Source organism: Tatumella sp. UCD-D_suzukii (assembly GCF_000611875.2).
Classification (GTDB): domain Bacteria; phylum Pseudomonadota; class Gammaproteobacteria; order Enterobacterales; family Enterobacteriaceae; genus Tatumella; species Tatumella ptyseos.
The window spans coordinates 88,808-101,234 of sequence record NZ_JFJX01000029.1 but is presented as its reverse complement, the minus strand read 5'-3'; the positions used below and the strand labels follow the sequence as shown (position 1 = coordinate 101,234).

The 12,427-nt window shown below is 51.3% G+C and carries 11 protein-coding genes; 6 read left to right on the top strand and 5 right to left on the bottom strand.

Going from position 1 to position 12,427, the window contains the following annotated elements:
• The 3 genes from CG67_RS17410 to CG67_RS06860 form a co-directional block, all read right to left on the bottom strand.
• A partial coding sequence (locus CG67_RS17410) for a transposase (RefSeq protein WP_160318965.1) occupies window positions 1–148 on the bottom strand: 148 nt, incomplete at its 3' end.
• A gap of 195 nt (window positions 149–343) precedes the next feature.
• The gene (locus CG67_RS06865; protein ID WP_025902219.1) at window positions 344–3,490 is read right to left on the bottom strand and encodes an efflux RND transporter permease subunit; all 3,147 of its coding nucleotides are present in this window, start codon (window positions 3,488–3,490) and stop codon (window positions 344–346) included.
• Window positions 3,491–3,530: 40 nt separating this feature from the next.
• Complete coding sequence (locus tag CG67_RS06860) at window positions 3,531–4,700, bottom strand: efflux RND transporter periplasmic adaptor subunit (protein ID WP_029990839.1); 1,170 nt, start codon at window positions 4,698–4,700, stop codon at window positions 3,531–3,533.
• A 170-nt stretch (window positions 4,701–4,870) separates the two neighbouring features.
• Between CG67_RS06860 and acrR the strand changes: the two genes are divergently transcribed.
• A complete protein-coding gene (gene acrR, locus CG67_RS06855; RefSeq protein WP_025902218.1) occupies window positions 4,871–5,503 on the top strand; it encodes a multidrug efflux transporter transcriptional repressor AcrR in 633 nt (210 codons plus the stop codon).
• A gap of 22 nt (window positions 5,504–5,525) precedes the next feature.
• Here acrR and rsmS read toward each other — a convergent pair whose 3' ends face one another.
• Window positions 5,526–5,693 (bottom strand): pleiotropic regulatory protein RsmS, encoded by a 168-nt coding sequence (gene rsmS, locus CG67_RS17400; protein WP_071780134.1) that lies wholly within the window; start codon window positions 5,691–5,693, stop codon window positions 5,526–5,528.
• Window positions 5,694–5,869: 176 nt separating this feature from the next.
• Window positions 5,870–6,388 carry a primosomal replication protein PriC gene (priC, locus tag CG67_RS06850; protein WP_025902217.1) on the bottom strand — a complete coding sequence of 173 codons (519 nt, stop codon included), beginning with the start codon at window positions 6,386–6,388 and terminating at the stop codon, window positions 5,870–5,872.
• A 320-nt stretch (window positions 6,389–6,708) separates the two neighbouring features.
• Between priC and apt the strand changes: the two genes are divergently transcribed.
• The 5 genes from apt to htpG all read left to right on the top strand — a co-directional run bounded on the left by apt (window position 6,709) and on the right by htpG (window position 12,388).
• Window positions 6,709–7,260, top strand: coding sequence for an adenine phosphoribosyltransferase (gene apt, locus CG67_RS06845; RefSeq protein WP_025902216.1), 552 nt, complete (start codon window positions 6,709–6,711; stop codon window positions 7,258–7,260).
• A 210-nt stretch (window positions 7,261–7,470) separates the two neighbouring features.
• On the top strand, window positions 7,471–9,423 hold the full coding sequence (gene dnaX / locus CG67_RS06840) for a DNA polymerase III subunit gamma/tau (protein WP_025902215.1): 1,953 nt from the start codon (window positions 7,471–7,473) through the stop codon (window positions 9,421–9,423).
• Window positions 9,424–9,477: 54 nt separating this feature from the next.
• Window positions 9,478–9,807: a YbaB/EbfC family nucleoid-associated protein gene (locus CG67_RS06835; protein WP_025902214.1), complete on the top strand. Its 330-nt coding sequence runs from the start codon at window positions 9,478–9,480 to the stop codon at window positions 9,805–9,807.
• Entirely contained in the window at window positions 9,807–10,412 is a 606-nt protein-coding gene (gene recR, locus CG67_RS06830) for a recombination mediator RecR (RefSeq protein ID WP_025902213.1), read from the top strand. Before CG67_RS06835 ends, recR begins: the two co-directional genes overlap by 1 nt.
• Before the next feature lie 107 nt (window positions 10,413–10,519).
• Complete coding sequence (gene htpG / locus CG67_RS06825) at window positions 10,520–12,388, top strand: molecular chaperone HtpG (RefSeq protein WP_200910037.1); 1,869 nt, start codon at window positions 10,520–10,522, stop codon at window positions 12,386–12,388.
• The last annotated feature ends 39 nt before the right edge of the window (window positions 12,389–12,427 follow it).

Here is a 12,427-nt window from a genome sequence, read left to right as displayed (position 1 = left end):
CATTTTTCCATTCACACAGCTTTCTTAAAATGCTCCCTATTGCCCTTCGCCGCTCTCCATAAAAGACCTGCCTTCGGTACTTAGGTGCGAAAACTATGTGATATTTACAGTTCCATCGGGTATGCGCTAAGCTCTTTTCGTCCCTCATTGGGACCCCCTTTTGATTTCCTGTTGAACCTTTGCAGTTGCCAGACCGCAAGGTGTTTTAACAAATCAAAAGGGGTTTTTATATACGGCCCAAAGCTGAAAGCTTTACGGAACCCCCAGCCTAGCTGGGGGTTTTCTGGATACAAAAAAAAGAGGCTGCCAGGCAGCCTCTTCAGTCATACGGAGCAGCTCAGGGTTATTTATCCTGCTCTGATATCTCTGTATGAGTTGTACTATTATCTTTACCAAATCTGCGACGTACCACCACAAAGAACACCGGTACGAGGAAGATGGCCAGACAGGTTGCTGTGACCATACCGCCGATAACGCCGGTACCTACCGCATTCTGAGACCCGGAACCCGCACCGGTACTGATTGCCAGTGGCAAGACACCCAGAATAAAGGCCAGTGAGGTCATCAGAATCGGACGCAGACGCATGCGAACGGCTTCCAGCGTCGCTTCCATCAGACCTTTGCCTTCTTTATCCATCAGGTCTTTCGCAAACTCGACAATCAGGATGGCGTTTTTCGCCGACAGGCCGATAGTGGTCAGTAAGCCCACCACAAAGTATACGTCATTGCTAAGCCCTCTCAGGGTGGTGAGTAGCAGAGCACCGACAATACCCAGTGGCACAACCAGCATAACGGCAAACGGTATAGACCAGCTTTCATACAGTGCGGCCAGGCACAGGAACACCACAATCAGCGAGATGGCATACAGTGCAGGAGCCTGGTTACCGGACATCTGCTCCTGATAGGACATGCCGGTCCACTGATAGCCAATACCGGCCGGCAGTTTAGACGCCAGTTGTTCCATCAGAGCCATAGCTTCACCGGAGCTTTTACCGGCAGCCGGCTGGCCCAGAATTTCCATAGACGGCAGACCATTGTAACGTTCCAGACGCGGTGAACCGTATTGCCATTTTGCTGTAGTGAAGGCAGAGAACGGTACCATCTGGCCATTACTGTTGCGCACATACCATTTATTGATATCCGAAGGCAGCATACGGGCATCGGCTTCACCCATAACGTACACTTTCTTCACACGTCCCCGGTCAATAAAGTCATTGACGTAGGAACCACCCCAGGCGGCACCCAGTGTTGTGTTGATATCAGAGATGGAAACACCGAGAGCTGTCGCTTTTTCCTGGTCGATAATCAACCGGTACTGTGGTGTATCTTCCAGGCCGTTAGGACGGACACCGGTAAGAACATCAGGATGTTGCGCAGCCATGCCCAGAAGCTGGTTCCTGGCTTCCGTCAGTTTCTCGTGTCCCAGGTTCGCCTGGTCAATCAGTTCAAAGTCAAACCCTGTTGCATTACCTAATTCGATAATTGCCGGCAGGTTGAATGGAATGACGAAGGCATCTTTAATCTGGCTCAGTGCAGCCATAGCACGTCCTGCAATCGCAGGAACCTTGTTCGCACTGCCGGTACGTTCATCCCAGGGTTTCAGACTGACGAAGGCAATCCCGGTGTTCTGACCGCGTCCGGAGAAACCGAAACCATTCACGGTAAAGACCGAACTCACATTGTCCTTCTCTTTGGTCAGGAAGTAATTCGTCACCTGATCCAGGACTTTCTGTGTACGCTGTTGCGTTGCACCGGCTGGTAATTGCGCCTGTGCTAATAACAGCCCCTGGTCTTCATCCGGCAGGAACGAGGTCGGCAGTCGGGCAAACAGGAAGACCATCGCCACGACAATCGCCAGGTAGATCACAAGATAGCGACCGGTACGACGGATGATATGGCTGACACAAGTCACATAGTGATTGGTGCTTTTTTCGAAGATACGGTTAAACCAGCCAAAGAACCCTTTGGTTTTGCCGTGATCTCCGGGCTTCAGAGGCTTCAGAATGGTCGAACACAATGCCGGTGTCAGGATTAATGCCACCAGAACGGAAAGCACCATTGCAGAAACGATAGTGACGGAGAACTGACGGTAAATGACCCCGGTAGAACCGCCGAAGAAGGCCATAGGGACGAAAACAGCAGACAGAACCAGAGCGATACCTACCAACGCTCCCTGGATCTGTCCCATCGACCGCTTGGTTGCTTCTTTCGGAGACAGGTTTTCTTCCGCCATCACACGTTCAACGTTTTCCACCACCACGATGGCATCATCAACCAGCAACCCGATGGCGAGTATCAGGCCGAACATCGTGAGCGTGTTTATCGAATAGCCCAGCGCATTGATAATGGCAAAGGTACCCAGCAAGACAATCGGTACCGCAATCGTCGGTATCAGTGTCGCGCGCAGGCTCTGCATAAACAGATACATTACCAGGAACACCAGTACGATGGCTTCAAACAGCGTTTTTACCACTTCGAAAATAGAAATTTTAACGAATGGCGTGGTGTCATACGGGTAAACAACTTTCAGTCCGTGCGGGAAAAACGGCTGGAGCTTAGCCAGTTCTGCTTTCACTGCCGCAGCGGTATCCAGTGCGTTGGCACCGGTTGCCAGCTTAATCCCCAGACCTGCCGCCGGTTTTCCGTTAAAGCGAGCGATAACATCATAGTTTTCGCCGCCCAGCGCGACTTTAGCGACATCGCCCAGAGTCACTTTGGAACCGTCGGTGTTAACTTTCAGCAGGATCTTACGGAACTCATCAACCGAGGTCAGACGAGTCTGAGCAATGATAGAGGCATTCAGCTCCTGGCCTTTAACCTGCGGGCTACCGCCCAGTTGTCCGGCAGCAATCTGATTATTTTGCGCTTTAATCGCAGTAATCACATCGACCGGTGTCAGGCCATAGTTATCCAGTTTTGCCGGGTCCATCCAGATACGCATTGCATACTGTGCACCAAACAACTGGGTATCACCGACACCCGGTGTACGGCTGATGGGGTCTTTAATGTTAGAGGCGACATAGTCGGCAATATCATTCTGGTCCATGCTGCCGTCATCGCTGACGAAGCCTGCAACCATCAGGAAACTGCTGGAGGATTTTTCGACGCTGATCCCTTGCTGCTGGACTTCCTGGGGCAGAAGCGGTGTTGCAAGCTGCAACTTGTTCTGCACCTGAACCTGCGCGATATCGGGATCAGTCCCGGCGGCAAAGGTCAGCGTAAGCTGCAATGTCCCGCTGGAATCACTGCTGGATGACATATACAGCAATCCGTCAATCCCGTTCATATTTTGTTCTATGACCTGGGTAACGGAGTCCTGAAGAGTTTTTGCATCTGCGCCCGGGTAGTTTGCCTGGATCTGTACTGCCGGTGGAGCAACGTCAGGATATTGCTCGATCGGGAGTTTCAGAATCGACAACGCGCCCGCCAGCATGACAATGATGGCGAGTACCCATGCAAAAATCGGGCGTTCGATAAAGAACTTAGCCATGGATCACTGGCTCCTGTTAAAACGATAATTTTGCGGACGGTTATTGCGCATTGCTGCTGCCGGAGTCCGGAGTCACTTCTTCCGGCGTCACGCTGGCACCCGGTTGGGCACGCTGCAGACCGACAGTAATCACGCGATCACCGGATTTCAGTCCGCTTGTGACCAGCCATTGATTGCCGATAGCCTGAGAAGCATCTACCTGGCGTAACTCAACTTTATTATCGCTGCCGACCACCATGGCTGTCGCCTGACCTGCCGGCGTGCGGGTAATAGCCTGCTGAGGCACCAGCAGTGCATCCGGGTTCGTCCCTTCATCCAGTTTTGCACGAACAAACATGCCCGGTAACAGGGTATGGTCCGGGTTAGGGATAATGGCACGCAGGGTAATAGAGCCGGTAGTCTGGTCAACAGAGACGTCTGAAAACTCCAGTGTCCCGGTCTGGTTGAACGGTTGCCCGTTATCCATAATCAGCGTGACTTTGGCTTTGCCCTGAGTCTGTTTTAACTGACCGGAAGCCAGCTCTGAACGTAAACGCAGGAACTGATCGCTCGACTGAGTAACATCCACATACATCGGGTCCAGTTGCTGAACCGTTGCCAGGGCTGTCGTCTGAGCATTCTGGACCAGCGCACCTTCGGTGACCGCTGATTTTCCAATCCGGCCGGAAATCGGGGAAATGACTTTAGTATACGCAAGATTGATCCGCGCAGTTTCGACATTGGCTTTTGCTGACTGAACGGCGGCATTGTTCTGCGCGGCAGTCGCAACAGCAGTATCATATTCCTGTTCGCTGATATAACGGGTGCCGAGCAGGGGTTTGTAACGACGAACCGTTAAATCGGCAATACGCGCATTTGCCTGGGCTTTGGCTAAATCAGCTAATGCACTGTCGTAAGCAGCCTGATAGGTGGCCGGGTCAATCTGATATAAAGACTGACCGGCCCGGACATCACTCCCTTCTGTGAAATTACGTTTCAGGATGATACCGGAGACCTGAGGACGAACTTCAGCCACCCGATATGCCGAGGTACGACCGGGAAGCTCAGTCGTCATTTCCAGGGGCACTGCCTTTAATGTGACTACGCCGACTTCGGGAGGCTGCTGCTGGCCCGATTGCTGCGTTTTGTTGTTATCACATCCGGTGAGTGCGACGCTCCCGGAAAACATCAGGATGGCCGCCAGAGGTGACAATCCTCTGTTTTTTTTCATAAATTAACCTCTAATATCCGGAATTTATCTGGCCAATGTTCCTAAAAAAGGGACATTGGCTGTGCAATTACACAAGCCATGATATGATACATATATACATGAATGTATGTAAATCCTTATGTCGCCTGAATAACGGCGTATGCCCCGAGATCTGATTAAGAACCATTGATATGGCACGAAAAACCAAACAGCAGGCCCTTGAAACCCGTCAACAGATACTTGATGCCGCGATCCACTGCTTTTCTACCCGGGGAGTTTCTTCAACCTCGTTGTCAGATATTGCTATCCGGGCGGGTGTGACACGAGGTGCTATTTATTGGCACTTTAAAAATAAAATAGACATTCTTAATGAAATCTGGCTGCAGAGTGATGAGTGTCTGGATAAACTCGAACTGGAATATCAGAACAAATATCCGGATGACCCCATGGCACAAATCCGTGCCTTACTTATTACATTACTGCAGTCGACAGTGAGAGACAGCTCCCGCAGAGCATTAATGGAAATTATATTCCATAAATGTGAGTTTGTCGGAGAAATGGAAACATTCCAAAAAATCCAGCAGGATATGTTATTGGAATGTTACCCAAAAGTCGAAAACACATTAAAAAAATGTATTACTGCGGGTCAGCTCCCCGAAAAACTTAATACCCGACAGGCCGCAATTATGATGCGCAGTTATATCAGTGGCCTGATGGAAAACTGGTTATTTACACCCGCCGGTTTCGATTTAGAAAATGATGCTGAGCCACTGGTTGATGCTTTTATGGATATGTTGCGCTTTAGTCCGGTGTTGCTGAAATAACACTGTCTGAACAAGACAATGATTAGTCAGCAGCAGAAAGAGGCTGTTCATTGTTCAGTTTGGCAATATAGTCCTTTCTGACAATTTCCAGTGCCTCCAGTACCACCCGGGGTGAAAGCTGGTTTTGCTCTAAAAGCATAATTAAATCAACAGCGAGTTTAACCTCTGCAGGTGCAGTATCCAGCGACATAACGTTACCCTGTTCTGTCAAAAAGTGATTTACCTGTATGTGCGGTCAGCGGTGCGCTGACCGTGTCAATCCAGTGATAACATTGTCTGCAGTTCACCGGCAAGAAAAAACGGGTATTTCTGAGAGGGGCCGGGATCCTCCGTGGTAAACGTACTGACTTATATTAACAAACCTGCTTAATTGCGCAGCGTTGTTTGCCAGTGGCTTTCCTTCAGCGCCAGACGACAGCGTGCCAGACGCTGTTCAAGGATTCGGATTTTTTCACCAATCTCCTGCTGTTGCTGTAACGTCACGGCCGTGGTTAATTGTTGTTCGTGTTGCAACAGCATCTCATTTAATCGGGCTTCATAACCCAGTTGTTGCTGATAAAGGTGTTGCCAGTGGCTTGCTGTATCCGCAGGTACCGTGCGGCGTCTGACAGGCGTGGACAACTCCCGTTGCAGCGCCTGACATTGTGCTGTCATTTGTTCTGTCAGCCAGAGAAATGCCGGAGACGAAGCCGATTCAAACTGATGCAGTTTTTCCAGCGATTGCTCTGTTTGTTGCAGATAGCTGGTCAGTGTCGGGCCGGAGACCGGGAAAAGTGTGTTATCAAACCGTTTCTCCCGGCAGGCAGGGTCACCCGCCTGCGCAATTTTCTGCTTTAATTGTGCAATTAACATTGCAAACTGGCGGATAATTTTATCTCTGTTCATTGAAAAGCCTGTGTTGAACTTACGGTTGCTTACCGAAACGCGGTGACCCGTCCGGAACAGCCCTGAATGGCCGCCATGTCCCGTCAGCAATGCGCTCCCGCAGGGGAGATTTATTGTTATTCTGTTCATATCAGCCCCTGACAGGCAGAATAAAAAAGCAGAAGTCAGGGGTCTAAGGTTGCAATTATTTTGTAGTTTGCTTAGATTTGACGGTTTTCCTACGCAGTTCCTGTCTGTTTTCCTGTCGGCTGTCACCCTCTGCAGAGGTTCCTGGCCGGCAGCGGGCTGCGTGTTTCTAAGAATTTACCAGGCATACCATTATGAGCGTAACTGAGCAACAGCTTGAATCCATTAAGAATAGCATCAAAAGTGTTCCCGATTATCCGAAACCAGGGATCCTTTTCCGTGATGTTACCGGACTGCTGGAAGATGCAAAAGCATATTCAGCGACCATTGAAATACTGGTCGAACGTTATCGTAATAAGGGCATTACTAAGGTTGTCGGGACTGAAGCCCGTGGATTTTTGTTCGGGGCGCCAGTAGCATTAGGTCTGGGCGTTGGATTTGTACCGGTTCGTAAGCCCGGTAAATTACCTCGTGAAACCTACAGCGAAGCCTTCAGTCTGGAATACGGTACCGATGTACTGGAAATGCACACCGATGCAGTGCAGCCAGGCGATGTAGTGCTGGTGGTTGATGATCTGCTGGCGACCGGCGGTACCATCGAAGCGACAGTGAAGCTTATTCGTCGTGCCGGTGCAGAAGTGCATGATGCCGCGTTTGTGATCAATTTATTCGACCTTGAAGGCGAAGCCCGTCTGAAGGCTCTGGGACTGGAATGTTTCAGCGTCGTTAACTTCCCGGGCCACTAAAGGCTTCTCCCGCTTCCGCCTGCCTTTACCCTGTCTGAAGCGTAAGGCAATTCTAAATAGATAGGCAATAGGTCAGGCGGCTGATACACTGAACCCTGTGTTTGTTGGCCCTTTGGGTATCAATAGGTTGCGGCAAGCACACCGGGATGCAGAGACGCATATCAGATGCGCTGTATGATGTTTTAACCCCAATCCAGTGACTAAATTTCCATGAGTTATCAGGTTCTCGCGCGAAAATGGCGACCACAGGTTTTTGCTGATGTTGTCGGCCAGCAACATGTTCTCACCGCGCTGGCCAATGGTTTGTCATTGGGCAGACTTCACCACGCTTACCTTTTTTCAGGCACGCGGGGTGTGGGTAAAACCACCATTGCCCGTTTACTGGCGAAAGGTCTGAATTGCGAGCTGGGTGTTACGGCCACACCTTGTGGTCAGTGCGAAAATTGTCGCGAAATCGAGCAGGGACGTTTTGTTGATCTGATTGAGATCGATGCCGCCTCCCGGACTAAAGTAGAAGATACCCGCGACCTGCTGGATAACGTGCAATACGCGCCAGCCCGTGGGCGCTTTAAAGTTTATCTGATCGATGAAGTCCACATGCTTTCGCGGCACAGCTTCAATGCGTTACTAAAGACGCTGGAAGAACCCCCCGAACATGTCAAATTCTTACTGGCAACGACCGATCCGCAAAAACTGCCGGTCACTATTCTATCCCGTTGCCTGCAATTCCATCTGAAAGCACTGGATGTTCCGCAGATCAGTCAGCAGCTGACCCATATCCTGGGAGAAGAACAGGTCGCGGCCGAACCCCGTGCATTGCAGCTGTTAGCACGGGCAGCGGAAGGTAGCCTGCGTGATGCATTAAGCCTGACCGATCAGGCCATTGCGATGGGGCAGGGCTCAGTGACGGCCGACACGGTGTCCGCTATGCTGGGCACCCTGGACAACGATCAGCCGCTGGCGCTGATAGAAGCCCTGACCACGGGTGAGGGCGGTTCTGTGATGTCCTTACTGCAACAGGCGGCCAGCCGTGGTGTAGAGTGGGAAGCCTTACTGGTTGAGATGCTACGTTTACTGCATTGCATTGCTATGCTGCAGTTATTGCCGTCCACCCTGGATGAAGAATTCCTGGCGCACGAACAACAGTTACGTGAACTGGCCAGAAAACTGCCCCCTGAAGAGATCCAGCTTTACTACCAGACGTTGCTCGTTGGCAGAAAAGAGCTTGCTTACGCGCCGGATCAGCGTATGGGGGTCGAAATGACCTTACTGCGTGCGCTGGCCTTTCATCCGCTGGCTGAAATTAAAGAGCCGGCTACCGTTAGTCATACGCAACCGCCTGCTGAACCGGTAGCGCCGCCGCAGGGTGCGTCAGCACCGGCAACGGCAACGACGCCGGCGGTATCGCGTGCCCGCGGAGCGCCTCAGCCTGCGGATAACACCGCTGTCTCCGGTTCCACCAGTCAGTTATTACAGGCCCGTACAGAGTTATTGCGGCGGGGGGCCTCAGCCTCAAAAAAGACTGAGCCGGCGGTGCCCACCGCGCAGCCGGCGCAGAGTGCCCTGGAGCGACTCGCCTCAGTAACAGACAAAGTCGTCAGAAAAACCCCGAAAGAGAGTGGTTCTGATGCAGGGAATACGGCCAGACAAGAACGCTATCGCTGGAAAACCCGGCAGCCTGAGACGACAGAGGCAGAGCCGGTGGCCACCCCGAAGGCCCTGCGTACGGCCCTGGAATATGAAAAAACGCCAGAGCTTGCGGCAAGGATCGCGGAAGAAGCAAAACTCAGGGACCCCTGGGCGGGCGAAATAGCGCAACTGAATTTACCGAAGCTGGTACAGCAGCTGGCGTTAAATGCGTGGAAACAACAGCAAGGGACACGGGTTCACCTGCATTTACGTTCGGCGCAGAAACATCTGAATTCTGCATCCGCAAGACAGGTGCTGACGGAGGTTTTATCGGCAACTGCGGGCGAAACAGTTGAACTGACCATTGAGGCAGACGATAATCCCGCAGTGCGGACACCGCTGGAATGGCGGCAGGCGATTTATGAAGAAAAACTGGAGCAGGCTCGCCAGTCAATCGTCGATGATCCGCATATCCGGGCAGTACAGAAGTTATTTGACGCCTCTCTGGATGAAGAGAGTATACGACCCGTTTAAACATGCTGCAGGTCATCATCGGGATGGCTGTGGCCTAAGCAGAGAGAGAAAACTATGTTTGGTAAAGGTGGTCTGGGCAACTTAATGAAGCAAGCCCAGCAAATGCAGGACAAAATGTCTCAGGTTCAGGAAGAGATCGCGGCAATGGAAGTGACCGGTGAATCCGGTGCCGGTCTGGTCAAAGTGACCATTAACGGTGCTCACAACTGCCGCCGTGTTGAAATCGACCCGGGCCTGCTGGAAGACGATAAAGATATGCTGGAAGATCTGGTTGCGGCTGCCTTTAATGATGCTGCCCGTCGTATTGACGAAGCGCAGAAAGAGAAGATGGCCTCTGTTTCTTCCGGTATGCAACTGCCACCTGGCTTTAAGATGCCTTTCTGATGCAGACAAGCCCGTTGCTGGAAGCCCTGATGGAATCACTGCGCTGTTTACCCGGAGTCGGGCCTAAATCAGCGCAGCGCATGGCTTTCCACTTGTTACAGCGTGATCGCAGCGGCGGGATGCGCCTGGCACAGGCGCTGACCCGCGCGATGTCGGAGATTGGTCACTGTTCTCACTGCCGGACTTTCACCGAGCAGGAGATCTGTACTATCTGTGCGAATCCCCGTCGTCAGCAAAACGGCATGATTTGTGTCGTTGAAAGCCCTGCGGATATTCATGCGGTGGAACAAACCGGGCAATTTGCCGGTCGCTATTTCGTATTAATGGGGCATCTTTCTCCTCTGGACGGAATAGGGCCGGCAGATATCGGGCTGGATACGCTGGAGCATCGCCTGCAGGATGAAACGATCCGCGAAGTGATTCTGGCAACCAATCCGACGATTGAAGGCGAGGCAACAGCCAACTATATTGCCGATTTATGCCGTCAGTATGGTGTGGATGCCAGCCGGATTGCGCACGGTGTACCGGTGGGCGGAGAACTGGAAATGGTGGACGGTACCACGTTATCCCATTCTCTGGCCGGACGACAGAAGTTCCGATATTAATCCCCGGCTGATGTTTTTTCTGAACATCAGCTTGAAAATCTTCCTTTCAACCCCATCTCCTGTATCGACATGAATTAATACTGATTTTTCTTGAGGTATCAATGACGATGAAAGGACAAGAGACACGTGGTTTTCAGTCAGAAGTAAAACAACTTTTGCAACTGATGATCCATTCACTCTACTCAAATAAAGAGATCTTTTTACGTGAGCTTATCTCGAATGCGTCCGACGCCGCAGATAAACTCCGTTTCCGTGCGTTATCTGATTCCGGCCTGTACGAAGGCGACGGTGAATTACGCGTTCGCCTGTCGGTGGATAAAGAGCAACGTACTCTGACTCTGAGTGATAACGGCATCGGTATGAGCCGTGAGGAAGTTATTGAAAACCTTGGTACCATCGCAAAATCCGGGACCAAAGCGTTTCTGGAATCTATGGGCTCTGACCAGGTTAAAGACAGCCAGTTGATCGGCCAGTTTGGTGTCGGATTCTATTCAGCTTTTATTGTTGCGGATAAAGTTACCGTACGTACCCGTGCTGCGGGCGCTCCGGAAAGTGAAGGGGTGTTCTGGGAGTCGGCCGGTGAAGGCGAATATACCCTGGCGGACATCGACAAAGCTGAGCGTGGCACCGAAATTACCCTGCACATGCGTGAAGGGGAAGATGAGTTCCTGGATAGCTGGCGTGTCCGTAACATCGTCAGCAAGTATTCTGACCATATCGCCTTGCCGGTTGAGATTGAAACCAAAGACGAAGACAGTGAAACCACGCACTGGGAAAAAGTGAATAAAGCCCAGGCATTGTGGACACGTAATAAGTCAGAAATCACCGACGAAGAATATAACGATTTCTATAAGCATATCGCTCATGACTTCACTGACCCGTTGATCTGGAGCCACAACCGCGTTGAAGGTAAGCAGGAATATACCAGCCTGCTGTATATCCCGGCGCAGGCCCCGTGGGATATGTGGAACCGTGATCATAAACATGGTCTGAAACTGTATGTCCAGCGTGTATTTATCATGGATGACGCTGAGCAGTTTATGCCGAATTATCTGCGCTTTGTTCGCGGACTGATTGATTCGAATGATCTGCCTCTCAACGTTTCGCGTGAAATTCTGCAGGACAGCCGTATCACTCAAAGTCTGCGTGGTGCGCTGACCAAACGTACGCTGCAAATGCTGGATAAACTGGCGAAAGATGATGCGGCTAAATACCTGCAGTTCTGGAAAGCATTCGGTCTGGCCCTGAAAGAAGGTCCGGCGGAAGATGCGGGTAACGTTCAGGCAATTGCCAAATTATTACGCTTTGCTTCCACCCATACTGACAGTTCTGAACAGACGGTAACGCTGGAAGAGTACATCGGTCGTATGGCCGAAGGTCAGGAAAAGATTTACTACATCACTGCGGACAGCTATGCCGCGGCGAAAAACAGCCCGCATCTGGAGCTGTTCCGTAAGAAAGGCATTGAAGTTCTGCTGCTGTCTGACCGTATCGATGAATGGATGATGAGCTATCTGACAGAATTCGATGGCAAATCATTCCAGTCTGTCAGCAAAGCAGACGATTCGCTGGATAAACTGGCTGACGAAGAAACCGCGGAACAGAAAGAGAGCGAAAAAGCCCTTGAGCCGTTTGTTGATCGTGTGAAAACCCTGCTGGGTGAGCGCGTGAAGGATGTCCGGCTGACACATCGTCTGACTGACACCCCGGCCATTGTAGTGACTGATGCGGATGAAATGAGCACTCAGATGGCGAAGCTGTTCGCCGCCGCCGGTCAGGAAGCACCGGAAGTGAAATATATCTTTGAAATTAACCCGGAACATACGCTGGTGAAAAAAGCCGCGGATGCGACTGACGACAGCCAGTTTGCTGACTGGGTTGAATTGTTGCTTGATCAGGCGCTGTTTGCTGAGCGCGGAACACTGGAAGATCCTAACCAGTTTATCCGCCGCATGAACCAGTTATTACTGGCGTAATCGCAGCATACGATGACAGCATACATCAGGGCCCGCATT